Origin of the sequence: Silvimonas terrae, from assembly GCF_014202765.1 — a bacterium.
Classification (GTDB): Bacteria; Pseudomonadota; Gammaproteobacteria; order Burkholderiales; family Chitinibacteraceae; genus Silvimonas; species Silvimonas terrae.
Genome location: NZ_JACHHN010000008.1, coordinates 1 through 22,559, shown reverse-complemented (window position 1 = coordinate 22,559; position 22,559 = coordinate 1). Strand labels below are relative to the sequence as shown.

Sequence of the window (22,559 nt, the reverse complement as noted above, 5' to 3'; positions counted from 1 at the left end):
CCGTGCCTCCTGTCGCGCGGCGATAGCGTGTTACTTGATACGGCAGTTTGCGCACAACCCGTACAAATACATTTCATGATCCTGGATTTCAAAGCCATGTTTGGCCGCAATGGCATCCTGGCGTTTTTCGATTTCCGGATCGCAGAATTCTTCCACTTTGCCGCACTTCATACACACCAGGTGATCATGGTGGCCGCCCTGATTCATCTCAAACACGGCTTTGCCGGTTTCGAAGTGATGGCGAACCAGAATGCCGGCTTGCTCAAACTGGGTCAGCACCCGGTATACGGTGGCCAGGCCAATGTCGATGTTCTCAGACAACAACAACCGGTATACATCTTCAGCCGTCATATGCCGCTGTTCGCTGGTTTCGAACAGGTTCATGATGCGCAGGCGGGGGCCGGTGGCCTTCAGGCCCATTTCTTTCAGATCAGCAGCAGAACTCATTGCTTACCCCGTCATACAGGTCGATGGTTGGTCAACACTTGGGCTTGCCCAGACACGATCTGGCCAACAACTTGTGCCACGTGGCTGCGGCAAGCCGCAAGAACAGGTTATGATATAGCGTTTGCACCCTACGCTCCAACCGATCCACGTTGTGAAACAGCCCAGACGCATGCACATCAAATCATTTTTGCTGGCCCTTGCCGCCGCCACCGTACTGGCCGGCTGCAACGTTGCCAATGTTCTTACCCCGTACAAACTCGCCATTCCACAGGGCAATGAAGTCACCCAGGATCAGGTCGCCCAACTGAAAGAAGGCATGACCCGCAGCCAGGTCCGCTTTGTACTGGGCACCCCGCTGCTGACCGACCCGTTCCACGCGGATCGCTGGGACTATATCTATACCGATGCCAAGGGTGGTTCGCTGCGCGAGAAGCACACCTTCCACGTGGTGTTCGAGAGCGACAAACTCAAGAGCTGGACCGGCGATGTACTGCCAGCCAGCAAGCTGATCAAACTGGGCGCTGACGATGCCAGTGCGCCATCGCTGACTGACCCGGCCACCGCCGCTGCGGTGGCCTCTGCCACGCCGGTTGCCCGTGCGTCGGATGCTTCTGCCGCCGCCGTCGCGCAATAAGCCAGGTTTGACCTCACGGAACTATCGAACATGTCTTTGAAGATTGCCATTGCCGGCAGCAGCGGCCGCATGGGCCGCATGCTGATCGAAGCCGTTGCCGACAGCACGGACTGCCAACTGGCCGTTGCGCTGGACCGCGCCGGCAGCCCCGCGCTGGGCCTGGACGCTACTGCGTTCCTGGGCAAGGAGAGCGGCGTACTGATTACAGATGACATCAGCACCCTGGCCAACGCCGATGTACTGATCGACTTCACCCGTCCTGAAGGGACGCTGGCGCACCTTGCGGTGTGCCGCAAGCACGGTGTGAACATCGTGATTGGCACCACGGGGATGAGTGAGGCCGACAAAGCGGTCATTACCGCTGCTGCGACAGATATCGGGGTGGTCTACGCGCAAAACATGAGCGTGGGCGTGAACCTGGTGTTCAAGCTGCTGGAAGTCGCCGCCAGGTCGCTGGCGACCGGCTATGACATTGAAATTCTGGAAATGCATCACCGCATGAAGGTGGATGCCCCTTCCGGCACGGCGCTACGCATGGGCGAAGTGGTCGCTGAAGCACAAGGCCGCCAGCTCAAGGATGTCGCCGTCTATGACCGCGAAGGCATTACCGGGGAACGGGCGCCGTCTACGATCGGCTTTGCCACTTTGCGTGGCGGCGATGTGGTAGGCGATCACACCGTGATCTTTGCCGGTATGGGAGAACGGGTGGAAGTCAGCCACAAGGCATCCAGCCGGCTGATCTACTCGGCCGGTTCGCTGCGCGCTGCGCGCTTTCTCTCTGACAAAAAGAACGGCCTGTTTGATATGCAGGATGTGCTGGGTTTGCGTTGATCGCATAGCCACGCCACATCAGGAAACTCAATTGCGCCCCGTCAAACCGGGGCGCAATTGATTTGTGTTAAGCGTTGATTAAGTGCCGCCAGCCAGAATGGTGGTTTCCGTGAGTTTCATAGATGGGGATACGGCTTCATGCAACAAAACCGTTACGCACCTTCGCTGGTGCTGCTGCACTGGCTGATGTTTCTGCTGTTTGTGGTGGCGCTGGCCGCCATTGAGTACCGTGGTTTCATCCCCAAAACCGACCCGTCGCGTCCGTTCATCACCATGATCCACATGACAGCGGGGGTGTTGGTGGTGTTGCTGGCCTGTGTGCGAGTGCTGGTACGCGTCACCCGCCCTGCCCCGCGTGAATTGCCCGGCCCGCTATGGCAAACCGCGGCCGCCAAACTGATGTATTTGCTGATGTACGTGGTGATGTTTGCGCTGCCGCTGGCCGGCATCTACTTTGTGCAAGCGGGCGGCCGCGAAGTCGCTTTCTTTGGCACGACACTCCCGCATCTCTTTGCGGCCAACCCGGACCTGCGCGGGCCGGTGAAAGACTTCCACGAGTTTGTCGGCAACGCCGTGTACTACATTGTTGGTCTGCATATTCTGGCGGCACTGTTCCACCAGTTTGTGCTCAAGGATGGGGTGATGAGCCGTATGCGCATGCGCTGATCCGGTACGTCACCAAAAAAAAACGGCGTCCTTGCGACGCCGTTTTTTGTTGCCACGGCTGCCCCGCTCAAGCCGCGCTACCGGCCGCATAACCCGACGACCACGCCCACTGGAAGTTATACCCACCCAGCCAGCCGGTCACGTCGACCACCTCGCCGATAAAATACAAGCCAGGCACCGCCCTGGCCGCCATGGTTTTTGAATCCAGCCCGCGCGTATCCACCCCGCCGCGTGTGACTTCCGCCTTTTTGTAGCCCACGGTTCCGGAAGGCACCATCTGCCATTGCTGCAATGCGGGTGTGAGGCTGGCCAATTGCTTGGGGCTGTACTGTTTGAGCGGCAGATTCTGCCCCCAGCGCGTGATCAACGCCTGGGCGAAACTACGCGGCAGCTTTTCAGAGAGAACCGTCAAAAGGTGGGCTTCCCTGCTGCTGTTGGCCAGCCACTCGGCCACATCGACATCCGGCAGAAGGTTGATGGTGATCGGCTGACCGGGTTGCCAGTACGATGAAATCTGCAAAATGGCCGGGCCGGACACGCCACGGTGGGTGAGCAAGATGGCCTCACGGAAACGGCCCTTGCCGCTGCTCACCTCGACATCGTCGAGTGCCACACCCGCCAGTTCTGTCCACAGGTCTTGCGGCTGGAATGTCAGCGGCACCAACGCGGCCGAGGTCGGCAACACGCTCAGGCCAAATTGCTTTGCCAGTTCATACCCCCACGCCGTCGCACCAATTTGTGGAATGGATAAACCGCCGCTGGCCACCACCAGTGACTGACATTGCCAGGTCTCTGCCGCTGTTTCTACCTCAAAGCCGCCTTCACACTGACGCACCGCCAGGACCGCAGTGCCCATGCGCCAGAGGGTGCCACCCGCGTCCACCTCCGCCTTGAGCATGTCGATAATGGCTTGCGAGCCATCATCACAGAACAACTGGCCCAGGGTTTTCTCATGAAACCCGAGGCCGTGTTTTTGCATCAGTTTGATGAAGTCGTGCTGCGTATAGCGCGCCAGGGCCGATTTGACGTAATGCGGGTTGTCAGACAGATAACACTCCGGCCGGGCATCCAGATTGGTGAAGTTGCAGCGACCGCCACCAGAAATACGGATTTTCTCGGCCAGTTTGGTGGCATGGTCGATCAGCACCACCTTGCGGCCGCGCTGGCCGGCAGTGGCCGCGCACATCATGCCCGCCGCACCGGCGCCTACGATTACAACATCACATACCGGCATGGCGTGGTTCACTTTCTGGAAAAACCCGATTTTACCGGGTTTAGCCAACAGGGTGGATTTGCGTCTTGCCGTAATAAAAAAAGACAGCCAAAGCTGCCTTTTTCCAGCGCCGCGCCGAAGCGGCCACGCTCAGCAAAACCCATCAGAAATCATCAGAAATAAACAATCCCCATGGCCCGCTTCACTTCATCCAGCGTCTTTGAGGTTTGCTCGCGCGCCTTGTCAGTCCCGGCCTTCAGCAGCGCCATCACGTGATCCGGATTGGCCGCCAGTTCTTCACGTCGGGCGCGGATCGGGGCCAGCAGGGCTTGCAGTTTTTCTTCCAGGTAACGCTTGATCACACTGTCACCCAGGCCGCCGCGCTGATAGTGCGCCTTGAACTCGGCAACCTTCTCCAGATCCGTATCAAATACATCCAGATAAGTGAATACCACGTTGCCTTCTACCTGGCCCGGGTCAGCCACACGCAGGTGGTTCGGGTCCGTGTACATCATCTTCACCGCTTTGGTGATGTCGTCGCTTGAAGCGCCCAGCGTGAGCGAGTTGCCCAACGACTTGGACATCTTGGCCTTGCCATCAATCCCCGGCAGACGTGCGCCGTTTTCCGGCACCAGCGCACGGCATTCCACCAGAATCTCCTGGTTCACACTGGCGTTGAACTTGCGTACCACTTCGTTGGTTTGTTCAATCATCGGAATCTGATCCGCGCCCACCGGCACCACGGTGGCCTTGAATGCGCTGATATCCGCCGCCTGCGCTACCGGGTACGTCATGAAACCGGCCGGGATATCCCGCTCAAAACCACGCAGTTTGATCTCATCCTTGATGGTCGGATTGCGTTCCAGGCGGGATACGGTGACCAGGTTCAGATAATACGAGAACAGTTCCGGCAGTTCCGGCACCAGGCTCTGGATAAAGATGGTGCTCTTGGCCGGATCAATCCCCACCGCCAGGTAATCCAGTGCCACTTGCAGCACGTTGTCACTCACCTTGGTGTAATTACCCATGTTGTCGGTCAGCGCCTGGGTATCGGCCAGCAAGAGGTATTGCTTGCAGACATCCTGCAGCACCACGCGGTTACGCAAGGAGCCGACAAAGTGGCCAAGGTGCAGCGGGCCGGTGGTGCGGTCGCCGGTCAGGATGATGTCGCTGGACGTGACGGTATTGGTAGACATGACGTTCTCGCCTCAAATCTCAATTCGGTTGCCGAGTGCCCTGCCGGCACGCCGCGCATAAAAAAAACCCGGCTTGCCAGCTTGAGCAGAATCCGGGTTTTACAGACGAAACCACGCACTGCTCTTATGAGCAGCGCCACCAATGGGCCAAAGCGGGTTTCGATTCTGGTGTAAAAATCATGGCAGGCAGTCTGCCCGCTCAAGCCAGCCCGGTCAAGCCTGGCGACCGGCGCTGTGGTGCGGTTTGGCGCTGCGAGCGCGCACGCGTTATCCTGAAACATTGTCCTTGTATGCATTGATCATGTCCGATACGCCACTCATTCACCGCGCCAGCCCGGAAGGCAAGGTTAAATCCGGCCGCCGCCCGCACAAAGTCACGCCAGACACCGTCCTGGCGTTCTGGTTTGGCTGCCCGGATGACCCGGACTTTAACCAGCCGCGCACAGTGTGGTTTGAGAAAGACGATGCGTTTGATCATGTGATCCGCCGCCACTTTGAAGGCGCGCTGCACGATGCCGCCAAAGGCAAACTGGATGGCTGGGCCAAAGACGCACAAGGCACGCTGGCCCTGGTGATCTTGCTGGACCAGTTCAGCCGCAACCTGTACCGGGACTCCGCCCAGGCCTTTGCTCAGGATGAACGTGCCCGGCATTGGGCCAGTGTGGCCCTGGAGCACGGCTGGGATCAGCAGGTTGCGCCAGTACAGCGGGTGTTTTTCTATCTACCGCTGGAGCACTCGGAAGACCTGGACCATCAGCACCGCTGCGTGTCGCTCATGGCGCAATTCAAGGGCAATCCGGAAATGGAAAGCTATTACGATTACGCCGTGAAGCACCATGCCGTGATCGAAGAGTTTGGACGGTTCCCGCATCGTAATGCGGTGCTGGGGCGGGAGAATACGGCAGCGGAAGAAGAACATCTGGCGCTGCCGGGGAGCGGGTTCTAGCTCCGTGCAAGAAAAGGGATATCCGCCATCAGGCCCTCACGTCCAGGATACGTTTGTGGGCATGATGATAGGCAACCAGACTGTCTACGGTGACCTGAAAAACTTTCTTCACGTCATATTCAAACAGGCTCAAATCCAGGACCAATGTAGTCTCATAGGCCCCGCCAACGCGCTTTAGCAATCTGGTGGACGCATTGGCCCGTTCATAGGCCAACGCCCTTGCGCTTCTTTCAACCACGCCTTCACAGTAAATGGCAATGTGCGTCCGGGGATATCTTGCGTTGCTCGCAGGAACCCATTTCCATTCTCGAATGCCGCCAAGTTCAACCTTATAGATGTCCAGATAGGTCAGCACCCGCCCATCTACACCAAGGAAATGATTTTCCGACCTACTAATAAACCGGTAATAACGAGACAACGACAACGCGGTCTTGCAGCCATATAAAAACACACAAAACATCAGCAAGCTGGCGAATACCAGAAATTTACCGGCCTTTTGTGCAGGATCCATCCACAGAATACATACCCACGTTGTCGATACGCCTAGCGCTACAAGACATGCTGCAAGCCAGCCAAGCCCGTCGAAGAATAATGATCTCTTGTTCAGTTTGATTGAAAATTCTGATGCCATCTATTCGTTCTTGTTGGGTAGTTCGCTAATGATTTCAGGGTAAAAAAAGATGACGCGTTCAATCGACCGTCAACCCACGTACCTCCGCCTCCTGATGCCGTTGCTGCTCATGCATCACCACTTCCGACAACTGCCGTTTCAGCGCATTGAACTCTGCCGAACTGGCATCACGCGGGCGGGGCAAATCCACGGCAATATCCAGCTTCACCGTCCCCGGCCGGTAAGACAGCGCAATGATGCGGTCGGCCAGGTAAATGGACTCCTCAATGCTGTGCGTGACAAACAGTACCGTCTTTTTTAGCGCGGCCTGAATCTTCAACAGTTCATCTTGCAGGCTGCGGCGAGTCAGCGCATCCAGCGCGCCGAAGGGTTCATCCATCAGCATAATGGGGGAATCGAGCGCCAGAATCCGCGCAATCGCCACGCGCTGGCGCATGCCGCCGGATAAATCCTTGGGGAAGCGGTCTTTGAATTCAGTCAGCCGCAGCGTCTCCAGCAACCCTTCCACCGTTTGCTTGATCGTCGCGGCGGGCGTTTTGCGTATCTGCAAACCAAAGCCGATGTTCTGCGCCACGGTCATCCACGGGAACAGCGCGTATTCCTGAAACACCATGCCGCGATCCGGGCCGGTGTCGGTCACCGGTTTGCCATCGACCAGCACTTGCCCCGAACTCGCCAGAGAAAACCCGGCTACCGCGTTCAATAGCGTGGATTTACCGCAGCCAGAGGGCCCCAGCAGACAGACAAACTGGCCGGCCGGGATATCCATATTAATATCGCGCAGGGCTTCAACATCGCCCCCGGCAGACGTAAACACCTTGCCGGCATGGGCAATGCGGATTTGCGGTTCAGCCACGGTCACGCTCCAGACCACGATGCCAGCGCAGCAAGTGGTTGTTGATCCGCGCCATGATCAGATCAATGGCTAGCCCAATCAGACCAATACTGAGCATGCCGGCAATGATCTTGTCGGACCAGAAATACTCCCGCGCTTCCAGAATGCGGAAACCCAAACCATTGTTCACGGCGATCATCTCCGCCACGATCACCACAATAAACGCCGTACCCATGCCAATGCGCGCGCCAGAGAGGATATACGGCGTAGCGGCGGGCATGATCACCCGCGTAAACAGCGTGAACCGGTCTGCCCCCAGGTTACGGGCGGCGCGCAGGTAAATGACATCTACATGCTGCACACCGGCGATGGTGTTCATCAGGATCGGAAAGAACGCGCCCAGCGCAATCAGGAAGATGGCCGGCGGGTTACCCAGGCCAAACCACAGGATGGACAGCGGAATAAATGCAATCGGCGGGATCGGCCGGATCAGTTGAACCAGCGGATTAAACCAGTCATTCACGCGGGAACTGGCGCCCATAGCCAGCCCCAGGGGCAGCGCCAGCACGGCGCCAATGGCAAAGCCGGACACCACGCGGGTCAGGCTGCCGATGGCGTCGTGCACCAGTTCGCCAGAGAACAACCAGGCCAGTTTGCTGCCCGTCGCCGGATCGTACGGGTCTGCCGGGGTCAGATACGCCCACCAGCGCACGACTACCTGCACGGGCGATGGCAACACCTGCGGGTTCACCCATTTGAGGGTAGACGCCAACTGCCACAGGATCAGCAGCGTCAGCGGCACCCACACACCGCGCAGGGCCGCTTTAAAACGGAAATCTGCCACGCTGCCTCACTTCACATTGAGCGACTTTTTGGCCTGATCCAGCAGATCAAGCTTGACCCAGTCTTTGGCCACCGGGGGTTTGGCCATGCGCCCTACCCCGTACTTGACCATGAAGTCTGTCGTGGTTTGAATGTGTTCGGTGGTCAGTTCGTAGGCAAATGGCGAGTTCTCGATGGCATCTTTGTAGTCATCCGCCGAGATCTGGCCCTTGAACATGCTGTTGACGACATAGTTCTGCGCCAACTTGGGGTCATCCATAAAAGTGCGGGTGGATTGCACAAAACACTTCATGAATTTGGCCGCCAGCGGCTTGTTGTTGTAGAGCTTTTCCGTCATCACCAGGGTGCGGATCGGCTCGCCCATCGGCGTGTCATACGGCTTGAGCAGTTCAGTACCAAAGCCTTTGTTGATGGCTTGTGAAGCTTGCGGTTCAGACTGCGCCATGGCGTCGATCTGTTTTTGCATCAGCGCCTGGTTCAGGTCGGCAAACGGCAAGTAGACAATCTGCACGTCTTTGCCCGGCTGGTCAGACCAGCTCAGCCCAACCTTGGCCAGTTCCGCCAACAGCAAGAGCTCCTGTGCGCCGCCGCGTGCCACGCCGACCTTCTTGCCTTTCATGTCGGCTACTTTTTTGATGGGCGACCCCGTCGCCACCACAATGCGCGCGCCACCTTTGGCAAAGCCCGCCACGGCGTAGATCGGCGCCCCGCCCGCACGGCCGGCAATGGCGGCATCGGCCGCGCTGGCGGCGACATCGATATCCCCCGCGACAATGGCCGGCATGATATCCAGACCCTTGGCAAACATGCGTTCTTCAATCTTGATACCGCATTTGGGCGCCAGTTCTTTCATGTAAGAGATGGCGCCGTAATGGGCGAACTTGAGGTTGCCAAGGCGGATGACATCGTCGTCACAGAACGCCTGGCTGGCCGTTGCAGCCAGCACCACACCTGCCAGAAACCAGCGAGCTTGCATGCTTTACTCCTGAAATCACAATCCGGTTTGCCTGAAGGCCGGAGGTAACACCGGCCATACAAAAACGCATCTATTTCATGAACTTGCGTGACATCACCTGCTTGAAACAGGCCATATCACCAATGCATAAGCTGTTGTCATTGTGGCGCAAGCGCCGGAAATTGGCAGAAGATGCGGGAATTTTTGTAGTGCCGCTGTGGTATATCCGGCGCGGCGACCAATAAAAAAGGCGCCGGTTGGCGCCTTTTTTGCGATCACAACAAACCGACCTGGTCCGTTATCAATGCACTTGCGGCCCCGGTGGCACCGGTGCAGCACCGGTGAAAAGCTGCGCGACGTCGACAGCATCAAACTCGTATTCTTTGCCGCAGAATTCGCAAGTGACATCAACCTTCTTGCGCTCTTCAATCACGCTTTCCACTTCTTCACGGCCCACCATCTTGAGCATGCCACCAACGCGTTCGCGTGAGCAGGTACATGCAAAGCGCGGGGTTTGCGGGTCGAAGACGCGGACGATTTCCTGGTTGAACAACCGGTACAGCACGTCACGCGGGGTCAGGCCCAGCAACTCATCGTCAGTAATGGTTTCGGCCAGTTTCTGCACCCGCTCCCAAGCGTCTGCATCGCCTTTGCCGGCGGGCATTTTCTGGACCAGCAAACCTGCCGCGCCGCCGTTCTGGCTGGTCAGCCACATGCGGGTTTCCAGTTGCTCGGAGTGCTGCATGTAGTGCTCGATAATCTGCGCCACACTTTGGCCCGGCTCGTAGGCAACGATGCCTTGATAGGTTTCGCCTTCGTCCGGGTCCAGCGTGATGATGAAACGGCCCTTGCCCAGCAGATCGCCCAGTTCGCCATCGGGTACGTCGCCGTCCCAACGGGCGGTGGCGCGCAGCGTCATGTCACTGGTGCATTCCACCACAATCAGTTTGACCGGGCCGGAGCCATGCAATTGCATGATCATGGTGCCTTCAAACTTGAGCGTGGCCGACAGTAGCGTGGCGGCGGCCATCAGTTCACCAATGCGCTTTTGCAGCACTGGCGGGTAGTTGTGACGGCTCATCACTTCATGCACGGTATCGTGCAATTGCACAACTTCGCCGCGCACGGGGGCTTCTTCAAATACAAATCGTTCCAGAATGTCTTGCATGATGTGTTCCTGATGGCCTTTGCGGGCTGATTCCGGGGTCAAACCGGCATTTACTGTTTTGCCAGTTCGAGGGTATAGCTGGTCATGGGCAGCGACGAGTTCACGTCAAACGCGCAACCGGCTTCAACGCCGATGCGGGCAATATCTGCCGCAGTCATTTTCGGGTTGTCGTAATGGGCATGCATGGCGCCCAGCGCGTAATCCGCACCGCTGCCAATGGCCCAGAAACGACTGTATTCGTAGACCTCACGCAGGCTGAAAATGCCATAGATGCCATGCGGGTTAGCCAGCAGTACGGTCATCTGGCTGGATTCATACGGGTCGTTGTCTTCTTCTTCGGTTTTAAGGAAGAAGTCGTCTTTCAGTTTAACGTGCAGTTTGCGAAAGCTCTCAAAAATGGCCGGACGGCTGCTGAAGTCCAGTTTCTTGGGTTTCTTGAGGGCGGCCTGCAAGACGAGGTCATGCGCAGCACTGCCAGAGATTGCAAAATGCCCGCCGTGGGCTTCAAAAATCTTGTTCCATTGTGCATCCAGCGTGGACCCCAGGCGGGTTTCGCCAAAGGTGGACTGACTGTCTGCCGCAATGGCAACCTGGTTTCCTTTACGGACTACCACTACCGTGGTCATTGATTATCCTTGATGAATGCGATGAGCTTGCGCAATGCATGTTGTACGGTGGCCGCGCGCACGGCGTGACGATCACCGCTGAAAATCTTGCGTTCTGTTTCTATGCCCATGGGCGTGGCCCAGGCAAACCAGACCAGACCCACCGGCTTTTCCGCAGAGCCGCCACCCGGCCCGGCCACGCCAGACACCGCCACCGCCCATTGCGCGCGCGCTGCATCTGCCGCGCCTTGCGCCATGGCAGCGACCACGGGCTCGCTGACTGCGCCGACGGTATCGAGGAACATGGGCGGCACGCCCAGCATGTCCATCTTGGCCGTGTTGGCATAGGTGACAAAACCGCGCTCGAACCAGCTACTGGAACCGGGTACGTCGGTGATCGCGCCGGCGATCAGGCCGCCTGTGCAGGATTCTGCCGTCGTCACGCTTTGACCGCGTGCGAGCAGGAGGTGGCCGAGTTCTTCGGCCAATACGTAAGTGGGGTAGGTGGCGTCTTGCGGCATATTTTCAATATGTAGGGTGGATTTGGAGCGTTAGCGACAATCCACCATTGCGATGTGTTGAGCACCTTGCGGTGCGGGGTTTATGTCTGTCTGGTTCAACATGGTGTGATGTCGAATACTTTCAACTACCACTTCGTCATTCCCGACGTCGGCGGCCCCTTTGGCGGGAATCCAGTTGCAGTGTTTGCCAGCAGGCAAGCGCTTATGTGTTCAACTACTTCGTCATTCCGGCCTTGAGCCGGAATCCAGTGGGGCCGCTGAAGGTGGCCTTTGCTGGCCAGAGCGTAAACGGCAAAACCTTCAAACCCGTGTTAGCGCCTGCGGCGCAAGTACAAGCATTTTAGATACCCGGGGTGCCGGGCCCACGTCACTTTCTTTGCTTCGCCAAAGAAAGTAACCAAAGAAAGGCGACCCCAGCCGGGCGGCCCTCCGGGCTTCCCTCAGTCGGTCGGGAGCCTAAGGTCTCCCTCCACTCCTTCGGCGCTGGGCTTTAATGGGGAGGAAAGTCAAAAGCAGCGGCAACCCCAACAGCAACCGCAACCGCAACCGCAACCGCAACCGCAACCGCCCATTGTGCCCGCACTACTACCTGCCAAAAGCACTGGCCCGCAATTGCGGGCCAGTTGCGTTGGACCAATCAATCCACAATCAGTGGTGTGGCCGGTACGCGCAGGAAGTGTTCGCGGTAGAACTTGAGTTCTTCAATAGACTCGTGAATGTCTGCCAGCGCGGTGTGCTTGCCCTGCTTTTTGAACTGGCGGGCAATCTCGGGCTGCCAGCGCTTGCACAGTTCCTTGAGGGTGGACACGTCCAGGTTGCGGTAGTGAAACCAGGTTTCCAGTTCCGGCATGCCGCGCGCCATAAAGCGGCGGTCCTGGCAAATGGAGTTGCCACACATGGGCGAGGTGCGCTGCGGCACGTATTGCTGCACAAAGGCCAGCGCCTCACGCTCCACATCGGCCACGCTCAGGGTGGATGCCTTGATGCGGTCGATCAGACCAGAGCGGCCGTGCGTGCCCTTGTTCCAGTCATCCATGGCGTCCAGCACGCTATCGGGCTGGTGCACGGCCCAGGAGGGGCTTTCGGCGAGGATATTCAACTGGCCGTCGGTCACCACGATCGCCAGTTCAATAATGCGATCATTGTCCGGGTCCAGTCCGGTCATTTCCATGTCCAGCCAGAGCAGATTGTTCTGGTCTTGTGCCATTTGCGTGTCCTTAGCTTGCCTGATTGCAGAATGGCCAGATTATAGCGCATCCCCCGGTTGGCCCGCGCTCGGCTTGACATTGGCATGGCGCTCAACAAGAAAGAAATGACAGGTGCGCCGGGCAACGCCAGCGCCTGCGTCTACCAGGAGAGCACCATGGCCGCGCCGTTACCCAATCGTGATATCAGTTTGCTGGCGGCGCGCGTTCTGCTCGCCGCGCTTTATCTGTTGAGCGGTTTTTCCAAATTGACCGCGTTTGATGGCAGCGTGCAATACGCCGCCGCCCACGATCTGCCGTTTCCGGTGATCGGCATCATCATCGCCATCCTGGTAGAACTGCCGCTGGCCATCTTGCTGGTGCTGGGTTGGCAGACCCGCCTGCTGGCCTGGGTATTTGCGATCTATACCGTGGCGGCGGCGTTGTTTTTCCATAATTTCTGGGCGGTGGCCGATGCCGCCCAGCACGGCAACCAGTTCATCCACTTCTGGAAGAACATCGCCATTGCTGGCGGCTATCTGGCGCTGGCCGGCGCGGGTAGCGGGCGCTTTGCGCTGCGGCCGGATTAAGCCCGGATGAGCATCGTGTCGGCGGATTCTCACAACGTTTGGCGCATGGTTGACCTTGCCCTTCGCCCGCTGGCTGCCGACACTCAATAGACCCGGCTGGCACTGCCTGCCCCGACCCCTGGAGCGCCTGAACCATGAATGATCGTGATTCGCCCATTCACGCCGATGCGCTACTCCCCCAGCCCACCCGCCGCCGTCTGTTGCTGGCATCTGGCTTGCTGCTGGGGACGCTGGCCGTTTCCGGGCGACTGGTCTCGGTGGTCTTTGCCGATACGCCTGCGCAAGACAGCCAGTTTTTGCAGCTCTCGCAATTACTGACCGGGCGGGCGCAACTGGATACCGCCGTCGCACACCGTTTTTATTCAGCGCTGAGCACCAAAGACAATCAGCTGGACAGCAAGCTGCGGCAGATTGCGGGCGAAGCGCAAACCAACAGCCTGACCAATGCCGAAGAATTGCTCACCGCGCTGGATGCCAACCAGCCAGAACTGGCCAAGACCGCGCGCAACATCATTGCCGCGTGGTATTCCGGTGTGGTGGGTGACGGCCCGGATGCCATTGTGATTACTTATGCCAGCGCCTTGATGTTCGATCTGGTCAAAGACGCCACCATGCCGCCCTCTTACTGCCAGGCCGCACCGCTGTACTGGTCGGCCAAACCACCGCTGAACTGACCCGGACCCTCTTCATGAGCGCAAACAATCAATCTGCGGATGTCATTGTCATTGGTTCAGGGGTAGCCGGTGCGCTGGTGGCGCATGATCTCTCTGCCGCCGGGGCGTCAGTGCTGATGCTGGAAGCCGGCCCCCGGCTGGAACGCTGGCGCATTGTCGAAAACTACCGCAATGGCGCCGCCAAAGATGATAACCAGCGCCCCTACCCGGCCGCCAGACACGCGCCGCACCCGGAATACGGGCCCGACAACAACTATCTGATCCTCAAAGGCCCGGATGCGCAGTCTTATGCCTCGCAATATCTGCGGGTCGTTGGCGGCACCACCTGGCACTGGGCCGCGTCCTGTTGGCGCTTTCTGCCCAATGATTTTCATATGAAGCAGGTCTACGGCGTGGGCCGGGACTGGGGGATCAGCTATGCCGATCTGGAACCCTGGTACTACAAGGCCGAGCTGGAACTCGGGGTTTCCGGGCCCAACGACGGCACAGACCTGGGCTCACCGCGCAAGCAGCCCTACCCGATGGATCACCTGCCGCTGTCTTACAACGACCAGCGGTTCCACGATGTCCTCAACGCCAACGGGTTCAATCTGGTGGCCGAACCGGTGGCCCGCAACAGCCGGCCCTACGACGAGCGCCCGACGTGCTGTGGCAACAACAACTGCATGCCCATCTGCCCGATTGCCGCCATGTACAGCGGCATCATCCATGTGCTCAAAGCCGAACGCGCGGGTACGCGATTGCTGACCAATGCGGTGGTGTACCGGCTGGAAGTAGACGCTCACGACAACATCATTGCTGCGCTCTACAAAGACCCGGACGGCAACAGTCATCGGGTCACCGGCAAGTATTTCGTGCTGGCGGCCAATGCCCTGGAATCAGCCAAAATCCTGTTGATGTCGACCACCGACAAATTTGCCAGTGGCCTGGCCAACAGTTCAGACCAGGTAGGCCGTAATCTGATGGATCACCCCGGCACTGGCATAACCTTTCTGGCCAATGAGCCGCTCTGGCCGGGCCGCGGGCCGATGGAGCTGACCTCGATTGTCGATCACCGCGACGGGGATTTCCGGCGGGAGTGGGCCAGCAAGAAGTTGCACCTCAATAACCAGTCCCAGACGCGCAAGGCCACAGAAAAAGCCTTGTCGATGGGGCTGGTGGGCAAGAAGCTGGATGAAGAAATCCGCTACCGGGCCGCGCATACGGTCAACATCAACAGTTTTCATGACATTTTGCCGGAGCCGGACAACCGCCTCGTCCTGTCAGACCAGAAAGACCCGCTGGGCCTGCCCCGCATGGAAATCACCTACAAGATTGGGGATTACACCAAGCGCAGCGCCGAACATACGCATGAGTCCTACGCAAAAATTGCCCAGTTGTTTGGCGGGACCGAGGTGACGTTTGATGACAAATTTGCCCCCAACAATCACCTGATGGGCTCGGTCATCATGGGACAAAACCCCAAAGACTCGGTGGTCGATGGCGATTGTCGCGCGCACGACCACGCCAATCTGTATCTGGCTACCAGCGGGGTGATGGCGTCGGCCGGCAGTGTGAACTGCACGCTGACCATCGCCGCGCTGTCCTTGCGTATTGCCGACACGCTCAAGCGCCAGCTTGGGCGCACCACCAGTTAAGACGGGAGCGCTACCATGACCTGCCGTCTTCTTCGCCCCTTTGCCCTTGCGGCCCTGATGCTTGTTTCTGCGCTGGCGCAGGCTGCTGAGGTCAGCCCGGAACAGATCAAGCGCGGCGAGTATCTGGCCCGCGCCGCCGACTGTATTGCCTGTCATACCGTGCCGCGTACCGGCCAGCCGTTTGCGGGTGGTTACGGCATTGCCTCGCCGTTGGGCACTATTTATTCGTCCAACATCACGCCGTCCACTTCGGCCGGGATTGGCAACTACACGCTACAAGATTTCGACAACGCCTTGCGCCGGGGCATCCGCAAAGATGGCGCGCACCTCTACCCGGCCATGCCCTACACCGCCTACGCCAAGCTGCAGCCAGAAGACGTCGAGGCGCTCTATGCCTATCTGATGCATGGCGTGAAACCGGTAGATGCCCAGCCACGTCGCACGCGGTTGCCGTTTCCGTTCAACATCCGGCTCTCCATGGCCGTCTGGAACAGCTTGTTTCTGGACCCACGGGTTTTCCAGCCAGAACAAGGCAAGAGTGAGGACTTCAATCGCGGCAAGTATCTGGTAGAAGCACTGGAACATTGCAGCGCCTGCCACACGCCCCGCAACATGCTGATGGCAGAAAACCCGGACGCGCCATTTGCCGGCGGGCAACTGGGTGCATGGTATGCGCCCAATATCACCGCCGACCCCGTCAGCGGCGTTGGCGGCTGGACCCAGGCGGAACTGGTGCAATACCTCAAAACCGGCCATGTCGCGGGCAAAGCTGCGGCCGCCGGCCCGATGGCCGAAGCGGTCTCTGACAGCTTAAGCCATCTGACCGACCCAGACCTGCAGGCCATGGCGACCTACCTCAAAACCATCGCCCCCATCCGCAATACCGCCGACAGCAAACCCGCCTGGGCATGGGGTAGCCCGGCCAATGACGACGATAGCTTGCGCGGTACGGCGGGCGTCACCCAAAGTAACCGCCCAACCAGCGCGGCCGAATTGTTCAGCGCCAATTGCGCCAGTTGCCATCAAGCCAATGGCATGGGCACGACCGACACCGCCTACCCATCGCTCACCAACAACACGGCGTTGGGACACCTTAACCCCAGCAACCTGATCGCCGTAATCCTGAACGGGGTAGACCGGCCACTGCCGGACGGCCACCACGCCTTCATGCCTGGTTTTGGCCCCGGCAGCCTGATCAACCCCTTGTCGGATGCGGATATCGCCACGCTGGCCAATTACACGTTGCAACGGTTCGGCAACACCAACGTCCACGTCACGCCCGAGGAGGTCGCTGCCTCGCGAAAAGGCGGTGAGCCGCCACTGCTCGCCAAATTGCCCCGTGTATTGCCGGTCGTGCTGATGCTGTTTGCGCTGTTGCTGATTCTGGGCGGCTGGCGCAGTGCGCGACAGCGCAAATTGCGCCATGTAGCGCGCCCCTCTCCCACGCCACGCACGCCTTGAGCCAGCGCGGGTAGCGGGCAAAACTGTGGCATACTGACAAGCCACGTATTGCCCCGCAAACCCGCGCATCAGTGATCCTGAATGACACCCACCCAGTTTTCCGCCCTTTTCGTTTTCGCCCTGGCCGCCAGCGTGCTGCTGCAACTGTGGCTGGCCGCACGCCAGATCAACCACGTGCGCCGGCATCGCAACGTTGTGCCAGAGGCTTTTGTCGGCAGCATCATGCTGACATCGCACCAGCGCGCAGCCGGCTATACGGTTGAGAAAACGCGCTTTGGTATGGTGCATACCGTCTTTGAAGCCATGGTGCTGGCCGCCTTCACGCTGGGTGGTGGCATTGAATGGCTGATGCAACTGGCGCAGCACTGGTTTGGCACAGGCATCGGTGCGGGCGTCGCGATGATTGCCATGGTGGCGATCATCCAGACGCTGCTGAGCTTGCCGTTTTCCTGGCACAGTACCTTTGGTATCGAGGCCAAATATGGTTTCAACCAGAGTACGCCGGGCATTTTCTGGGGCGACCTGCTCAAAACCGCCGGGATCGCCGCTGTTCTGGGCCTGCCGCTGGTGACCTTTGTATTGTGGCTGATGCAGCAAATGGGCGCGCATTGGTGGGTTTGGGTCTGGGTCACCTGGATGGGCTTCAGCCTGTTTGTAATGTGGGTGTTCCCCACCTGGATCGCGCCGCTATTCAACAAGTTTGAACCGCTGCCCGACGAAAGCCTGCGGTTGCGCATTGAAGCGCTGTTGACCCGTTGCGGCTTTATTGCCAGTGGCATTTTCATGATGGATGGCTCCAAACGCTCCAGCCATGGCAACGCTTATTTCACCGGGCTGGGCAAATCCAAGCGCATCGTATTTTTTGACACCTTGCTCAAGCAACTGGACGGCGACGAAATTGAAGCCGTGCTGGCGCATGAGTTGGGACATTTCAAGCGCCGCCACATCATCAAGCGCATCGGCTTTACTTTTGTGTTGATGCTGGGGCTGTTGTGGTTGTTAGGCCAATTGATGCAAACACCCTGGTTCTACCATGGCCTTGGCGTGCAGACCCAGGCGACCGCCAGCGCGCTGATCCTGTTTTTCATGGTGCTGCCGGTGTTTACCTTTCTGTTTGCGCCACTGGGCTCCTGGTTGTCGCGCAAACATGAGTTTGAGGCCGATGCCTACGCGGCAGAACAGGCCTCGGCCAGTGATCTGATCAACGCGCTGGTCAAGCTGTACCGTGACAACGCCTCCACACTCACGCCAGACCCGTTGCATAGCGTGTATTACGACAGCCATCCGCCAGCCAGTCTGCGCGTTGCCGCCCTCAAACGGCTGGCCTGACGCATGACAGACAGCGCTCGCATCGTCGCCAGTCATGGCCGTGTTTATATCGTCGAAACCGCCACCGGCCAGCGTCTTTCTGCCAGTGCCCGCGGCAAGAAATCTGACTTTGCCTGCGGTGACCTTGTCGATATTCAGGTCCTCAATGGCGAGCAGGCGGTCATCGAGAAAGTCCAGCCGCGCCAGTCGCTGCTGTACCGTTCGGACCAATGGCGCTCCAAACTGATTGCGGCCAATGTCACCCAGATTGTGATCGTCGTGGCGCCAGTGCCCAGTTATCTGGACGAGTTGATCGGCCGCACGCTGATTGCCGCAGAATCGCAGGACATCTCACCGCTGATCCTCTTGAACAAGTGTGATCTACCCGAAGCCGCTGCGGCCCGGGACGCACTCGCTTATTACGAAAAGCTGGGTTACCCGCTGCTGGCACTCTCTGCCAAAGAAGATGCCTCGCCGCTACGCGAGCGTTTGCAAGGACATATTTCGGTACTGGTGGGGCAATCGGGCATGGGTAAATCCACCCTGCTCAACGCGCTGATTCCGGAAGCGGGTGCGCGGGTCAACGACATTTCCACCGCGCTCGATAGCGGCAAGCACACCACCACCCATGCCACGCTGTACCACCTGGATAGCCAGTCAGACCTGATTGATTCTCCTGGCGTACAGTCTTTTGGTCTGGCCCACATCAAGGCAGAAGCCCTGCCGGGCTTGATGCCGGATCTAAGCCCCTTTGTGGGCCAATGCCGTTTTCACAATTGCCGACATCGTCAGGAGCCCGACTGCGCCATGCGCCAGGGCGTGACCGACGGTGCGATCGCACCCTCCCGGCTTGCTTTGCTACAACGCCTGCAAGATGAGCTTGCGCAAGGAAATGCCTGGTAAAAACTCCAAAAGCTTACGAGCGGGTTGCCGAGTACGGGTCATTGATATGACAATCAGGTAGCGAAAGCGCCTGCCCATACGCCCGCTACACGTCTGTCGCTGCATGACGCACCCGATTTGTTATATTGATATTGCCGTAATCTGCAGCCCTGCCAATGCCCGCACAACGCGCTATGCATCTTTACAAACAGACCCAGAACGCCGGCGACGACGATCGGGTTACCAGGCATGCGCCGCTGGTCAAGCGGATCGCTTACCACATGGTGTCGCGCCTGCCGGCCAGCGTGGATGTGGAAGACCTGATCCAGGTCGGTCTGATGGGGCTGATGGAAGCCGCCCGCAATTTCGACCCCGGGGCTGGGGTACAGTTTGAAACCTTTGCCTCGCAGCGCATTCGCGGGGCAATGCTGGATGAATTGCGCAATGCCGACTGGGCCTCACGCCAGACGCGGCGCAATATGCGGGAAATTGAAAACGCACTGTCCACCCTGGAACACCAGTTAGGCCGCGCCCCGTCTGAAAGCGAAATCGCCCGTTCCATGGGGCTGCCGCTGGATGAATACCAACGCATGCTGGCCGATGCGCGCGGGCACCAGCTGGTGTACTACGAAGATTTTGAAGATGAAGACGAGCACAACAATTATCTGGATCAGGTCGCCGCAGATCACTCTGCCAACCCGTTTAACCAGATTGCGGATGCCGGCTTCAAAAGCATGCTGGTCGAGGGCATCAAGAAATTGCCGGAGCGGGAACAACTCGTCATGGCGCTGTACTACGATGAAGAACTGAATCTGAAAGAAATTGGCGCCGTACTGGGTGTCACTGAATCAAGAGTCTCACAACTGCACAGCCAGGCCATCGGCCGGTTGCGCGCCCAGCTCAAAGACTGGCTGCATCGCTGATTTTCTGACCATTGAACATTAAAACAATTAAAGAAAACGCTTTTTCAGCCGAAATAAACTGAACAACAAAGACCTTCCAGGCGCATGGATAAAATCAGTGTCATCGGCCTCTTGCTTGGCCTTGTTGCCATTACTCTTGGCCAATGGCTGGAAGGCGGTCATATCGCCTCCCTGCTGCAATTCACCGCCTTTTTGATCGTCATTGGCGGCACCGCGGGCGCCGTCATGCTGCAAAGCCGCGTGGTGGACTTTGTCGCCGGGATGCGCATGGTCAAATGGGTCTTCGTACCCCCTGTTCACGATTTCCGCCGCATTCTCAACACGCTGACGACCTGGAGCCAGCAAGCCCGCCGCACGGGTCTTTTGGGGCTGGAACAGTTTGTCCAGAGCGAAAAAGACCCCTTCGTCAAACGCGGTTTGCAAATGCTGGTCGATGGCGCCGAGCCAGACACCATCCGTCACGCCATGGAACTGGACATTGACGCGTGGGAGTTACACGCCCGCGCTGCGGCCAAAATCTGGGAAGCCGCTGGCGGCTATGCCCCTACCATCGGCATTCTGGGTGCGGTACTAGGTCTGATCCACGTGATGGAAAACCTCTCGGACCCCTCTCGCCTCGGGGCCGGCATTGCGGTGGCCTTTGTGGCCACCATTTACGGTGTGGGGTCGGCCAACCTGATCCTGCTGCCGATCGCCAACAAGCTCAAATTTCATATCGGTACGGAAGTACGCCGCCGCGAGATGCTCACCGAAGGCCTGATCACCATCGCCAACGGTGAAAACCCGCGCATGATGGAAAGCAAGCTGGCTGCCTATCTGTAATCCCGCCACGCAGGTGTCTTAACCGTGCGACACCCGCCTGCCACCTGACCGGTGGCTTGCCACAATATCAACGATTTACAGCCGGCGACGCCTGTCGCTGCCAGCTTGTCGTTATAATCCCCAAGTCTGAATATTCCAGTCCACTGCTCCAGGAAACATGGCTTTCTTTCGCAAGAAAAATGTCTCTAACGCCTCTTCGCGTTCGGCCTTGCCGCCGCAACTGGCGAACGTACTGCGCGAGTCGTGGTGGCTGCTGCTGGTTGCAGCCGTGCTGTATCTGGTGCTGGCACTGGCCACCTACCACAACGCCGACCCTGGCTGGTCACACAGTGCCACCCGGGCAGATATCCACAACCGTGGCGGCGCATTTGGCGCGTATCTCTCTGATATTTTGCTGGCGGTCTTCGGCTTTTCGGCCTGGTGGTGGGTCGCGTTTCTGTTTGCGGCGATCTGGTGGGGCTATCGCCGGCTGGATCGCGTGAGTGAATCCTCCCGCCCGGTGGTGTTTCTGGCCTGCGTGGGTTTTCTGGCCATCGTGTTGTCCAGTTGCAGCATGGAAGCACTGCGGCTGCACTCCATCCATTTCAACCTGCCGCTCTCTCCTGGCGGTGCACTGGGGCTGGCACTGGGCGGCTGGTTGTATCACGGACTGGGTTTTACCGGTGCCACTGTGCTGCTCGCCGCTTTATGGGCTGTCGGCGTTTCCCTGTTTACTGGCTTGTCCTGGCTGGATTTGATGGAACGCATCGGAGCCATCGTTGAATGGGCCGTCCTCAAAGTCATTGATACCTGGCAGGCAGCACAAGACCGGCGCATTGGCCGGCAAGCCTCTGTCGCGCGTGAAGAACGCGTGAGCGTTCAAAAGAAGAAGAAAGACGAAGCGCCGCCACTGGTCATTTCCGAACCGGTTATGGAAATCCCGGTGGCCAAGGCCGTGGTCAAGGCAGAAGAAAAGAAAGCCGCGCAAGAACTGAAAAAAGCTGCCCAGCCCTCACTGTTTGAATTTACCGATTTGCCGCCCGGCGAAGCCAGCCTGCCCGCACTGAGTCTGCTGGCCGCACCCATCGCCGCGCAGGAAACCATCAGCCATGAAACGCTGGAGTTCACCAGCCGTTTGATTGAACGCAAGCTGGCTGACTTCAACGTGGAAGTCAAAGTCATCGCCGCCTACCCTGGCCCGGTGATTACCCGCTACGAAATCGACCCGGCCACGGGCGTGAAGGGTTCGCAGATTGTGAACCTGATGAAAGACCTCTCCCGCGCTTTGGGTCTGGTCTCTATCCGCGTGGTCGAAACCATTCCCGGCAAGACCTGCATGGGTCTGGAACTGCCGAACCCGACGCGCCAGATGATTCGCCTCTCGGAAATCCTCAGTTCCGAACCGTTCCATGCGCAGAGTTCCAAACTCACCATGGCCCTGGGCAAGGACATCACCGGCAAACCGGTGGTCACCGACCTCGCCAAAGCCCCGCACATGCTGGTCGCCGGTACCACCGGCTCGGGCAAGTCGGTCGGCGTGAACGCCATGATCCTGTCCTTGCTGTACAAGGCCACGCCGGACGAAGTGCGCTTCATCATGGTCGACCC

The 22,559-nt window shown here is 58.6% G+C and carries 25 protein-coding genes; 14 read left to right on the top strand and 11 right to left on the bottom strand.

Features of this window, described 5'->3' with window-relative positions:
• Positions 1-30: 30 nt before the first annotated feature.
• Positions 31-447, bottom strand: coding sequence for a ferric iron uptake transcriptional regulator (gene fur, locus HNQ50_RS17045; RefSeq protein ID WP_184102413.1), 417 nt, complete (start codon positions 445-447; stop codon positions 31-33).
• Between the two features lie 169 nt (positions 448-616).
• On the opposite strand from fur, the gene HNQ50_RS17040 reads away from it, so the two are divergent.
• The 3 genes from HNQ50_RS17040 to HNQ50_RS17030 all read left to right on the top strand — a co-directional run bounded on the left by HNQ50_RS17040 (position 617) and on the right by HNQ50_RS17030 (position 2,578).
• Positions 617-1,081 (top strand): outer membrane protein assembly factor BamE, encoded by a 465-nt coding sequence (locus HNQ50_RS17040; protein ID WP_184102412.1) that lies wholly within the window; start codon positions 617-619, stop codon positions 1,079-1,081.
• A 30-nt stretch (positions 1,082-1,111) separates the two neighbouring features.
• Positions 1,112-1,912 carry a 4-hydroxy-tetrahydrodipicolinate reductase gene (gene dapB, locus HNQ50_RS17035; protein ID WP_184102411.1) on the top strand — a complete coding sequence of 267 codons (801 nt, stop codon included), beginning with the start codon at positions 1,112-1,114 and terminating at the stop codon, positions 1,910-1,912.
• A 138-nt stretch (positions 1,913-2,050) separates the two neighbouring features.
• Complete coding sequence (locus HNQ50_RS17030) at positions 2,051-2,578, top strand: cytochrome b (RefSeq protein ID WP_184102410.1); 528 nt, start codon at positions 2,051-2,053, stop codon at positions 2,576-2,578.
• A 67-nt stretch (positions 2,579-2,645) separates the two neighbouring features.
• On the opposite strand, the gene HNQ50_RS17025 is transcribed toward HNQ50_RS17030, so the two are convergent.
• Both HNQ50_RS17025 and trpS read right to left on the bottom strand, forming a co-directional pair.
• Entirely contained in the window at positions 2,646-3,860 is a 1,215-nt protein-coding gene (locus HNQ50_RS17025; RefSeq protein WP_308419179.1) for a BaiN/RdsA family NAD(P)/FAD-dependent oxidoreductase, read from the bottom strand.
• A 104-nt stretch (positions 3,861-3,964) separates the two neighbouring features.
• Positions 3,965-4,987, bottom strand: a complete 1,023-nt coding sequence (gene trpS, locus HNQ50_RS17020) for a tryptophan--tRNA ligase (protein ID WP_184102409.1) — start codon at positions 4,985-4,987, stop codon at positions 3,965-3,967.
• A gap of 301 nt (positions 4,988-5,288) precedes the next feature.
• On the opposite strand from trpS, the gene HNQ50_RS17015 reads away from it, so the two are divergent.
• The gene (locus tag HNQ50_RS17015) at positions 5,289-5,933 is read left to right on the top strand and encodes a DUF924 family protein (RefSeq protein WP_184102408.1); all 645 of its coding nucleotides are present in this window, start codon (positions 5,289-5,291) and stop codon (positions 5,931-5,933) included.
• A gap of 28 nt (positions 5,934-5,961) precedes the next feature.
• Here HNQ50_RS17015 and HNQ50_RS17010 read toward each other — a convergent pair whose 3' ends face one another.
• Genes HNQ50_RS17010 through HNQ50_RS16995 form a run of 4 tightly spaced genes read right to left on the bottom strand, consistent with a single transcriptional unit; the run spans position 5,962 to position 9,218 of the window.
• Positions 5,962-6,564 carry a hypothetical protein gene (locus HNQ50_RS17010; RefSeq protein ID WP_184102407.1) on the bottom strand — a complete coding sequence of 201 codons (603 nt, stop codon included), beginning with the start codon at positions 6,562-6,564 and terminating at the stop codon, positions 5,962-5,964.
• Positions 6,565-6,622: 58 nt separating this feature from the next.
• Positions 6,623-7,420 carry an ABC transporter ATP-binding protein gene (locus HNQ50_RS17005; RefSeq protein WP_308419178.1) on the bottom strand — a complete coding sequence of 266 codons (798 nt, stop codon included), beginning with the start codon at positions 7,418-7,420 and terminating at the stop codon, positions 6,623-6,625.
• Positions 7,413-8,243, bottom strand: a complete 831-nt coding sequence (locus HNQ50_RS17000) for an ABC transporter permease (protein ID WP_184102406.1) — start codon at positions 8,241-8,243, stop codon at positions 7,413-7,415. Before HNQ50_RS17000 ends, HNQ50_RS17005 begins: the two co-directional genes overlap by 8 nt.
• 6 nt (positions 8,244-8,249) lie before the next feature.
• Positions 8,250-9,218, bottom strand: a complete 969-nt coding sequence (locus HNQ50_RS16995; protein WP_184102405.1) for an ABC transporter substrate-binding protein — start codon at positions 9,216-9,218, stop codon at positions 8,250-8,252.
• A gap of 77 nt (positions 9,219-9,295) precedes the next feature.
• Between HNQ50_RS16995 and HNQ50_RS16990 the strand changes: the two genes are divergently transcribed.
• On the top strand, positions 9,296-9,442 hold the full coding sequence (locus tag HNQ50_RS16990) for a hypothetical protein (RefSeq protein WP_184102404.1): 147 nt from the start codon (positions 9,296-9,298) through the stop codon (positions 9,440-9,442).
• Positions 9,443-9,498: 56 nt separating this feature from the next.
• Here the strand turns inward: HNQ50_RS16990 and hslO are convergent, their stop codons facing one another.
• The 4 genes from hslO to orn all read right to left on the bottom strand — a co-directional run bounded on the left by hslO (position 9,499) and on the right by orn (position 12,698).
• The gene (hslO, locus tag HNQ50_RS16985) at positions 9,499-10,365 is read right to left on the bottom strand and encodes an Hsp33 family molecular chaperone HslO (protein WP_184102403.1); all 867 of its coding nucleotides are present in this window, start codon (positions 10,363-10,365) and stop codon (positions 9,499-9,501) included.
• 50 nt (positions 10,366-10,415) lie between these two features.
• Positions 10,416-10,991 (bottom strand): MFS transporter, encoded by a 576-nt coding sequence (locus tag HNQ50_RS16980; protein ID WP_184102402.1) that lies wholly within the window; start codon positions 10,989-10,991, stop codon positions 10,416-10,418.
• Positions 10,988-11,491 carry a CinA family protein gene (locus HNQ50_RS16975; RefSeq protein WP_184102401.1) on the bottom strand — a complete coding sequence of 168 codons (504 nt, stop codon included), beginning with the start codon at positions 11,489-11,491 and terminating at the stop codon, positions 10,988-10,990. Before HNQ50_RS16975 ends, HNQ50_RS16980 begins: the two co-directional genes overlap by 4 nt.
• A 637-nt stretch (positions 11,492-12,128) precedes the next feature.
• Positions 12,129-12,698 carry an oligoribonuclease gene (gene orn / locus HNQ50_RS16970; protein ID WP_184102400.1) on the bottom strand — a complete coding sequence of 190 codons (570 nt, stop codon included), beginning with the start codon at positions 12,696-12,698 and terminating at the stop codon, positions 12,129-12,131.
• 84 nt (positions 12,699-12,782) lie between these two features.
• On the opposite strand from orn, the gene HNQ50_RS16965 reads away from it, so the two are divergent.
• The 9 genes from HNQ50_RS16965 to HNQ50_RS22395 form a co-directional block, all read left to right on the top strand.
• Positions 12,783-13,265: a DoxX family protein gene (locus HNQ50_RS16965; RefSeq protein WP_221303232.1), complete on the top strand. Its 483-nt coding sequence runs from the start codon at positions 12,783-12,785 to the stop codon at positions 13,263-13,265.
• A 134-nt stretch (positions 13,266-13,399) separates the two neighbouring features.
• Positions 13,400-13,939 (top strand): sugar dehydrogenase complex small subunit, encoded by a 540-nt coding sequence (locus HNQ50_RS16960; protein WP_184102399.1) that lies wholly within the window; start codon positions 13,400-13,402, stop codon positions 13,937-13,939.
• A 14-nt stretch (positions 13,940-13,953) separates the two neighbouring features.
• Positions 13,954-15,576, top strand: coding sequence for a GMC family oxidoreductase (locus tag HNQ50_RS16955; protein ID WP_184102398.1), 1,623 nt, complete (start codon positions 13,954-13,956; stop codon positions 15,574-15,576).
• Between the two features lie 15 nt (positions 15,577-15,591).
• Positions 15,592-17,037, top strand: a complete 1,446-nt coding sequence (locus HNQ50_RS16950) for a cytochrome c (RefSeq protein ID WP_184102397.1) — start codon at positions 15,592-15,594, stop codon at positions 17,035-17,037.
• An 81-nt stretch (positions 17,038-17,118) separates the two neighbouring features.
• The gene (locus HNQ50_RS16945) at positions 17,119-18,366 is read left to right on the top strand and encodes a M48 family metallopeptidase (RefSeq protein WP_184102396.1); all 1,248 of its coding nucleotides are present in this window, start codon (positions 17,119-17,121) and stop codon (positions 18,364-18,366) included.
• A gap of 3 nt (positions 18,367-18,369) precedes the next feature.
• Positions 18,370-19,248: a ribosome small subunit-dependent GTPase A gene (gene rsgA, locus HNQ50_RS16940; RefSeq protein ID WP_184102395.1), complete on the top strand. Its 879-nt coding sequence runs from the start codon at positions 18,370-18,372 to the stop codon at positions 19,246-19,248.
• 155 nt (positions 19,249-19,403) lie between these two features.
• Positions 19,404-20,150, top strand: a complete 747-nt coding sequence (locus HNQ50_RS16935) for an RNA polymerase sigma factor FliA (RefSeq protein WP_184102394.1) — start codon at positions 19,404-19,406, stop codon at positions 20,148-20,150.
• 84 nt (positions 20,151-20,234) lie between these two features.
• The gene (locus tag HNQ50_RS16930; protein ID WP_184102393.1) at positions 20,235-20,972 is read left to right on the top strand and encodes a flagellar motor protein; all 738 of its coding nucleotides are present in this window, start codon (positions 20,235-20,237) and stop codon (positions 20,970-20,972) included.
• Positions 20,973-21,129: 157 nt separating this feature from the next.
• Positions 21,130-22,559, top strand: a 1,430-nt coding sequence (locus HNQ50_RS22395) for a DNA translocase FtsK (protein ID WP_184102392.1), incomplete at its 3' end; no start/stop codon positions are given.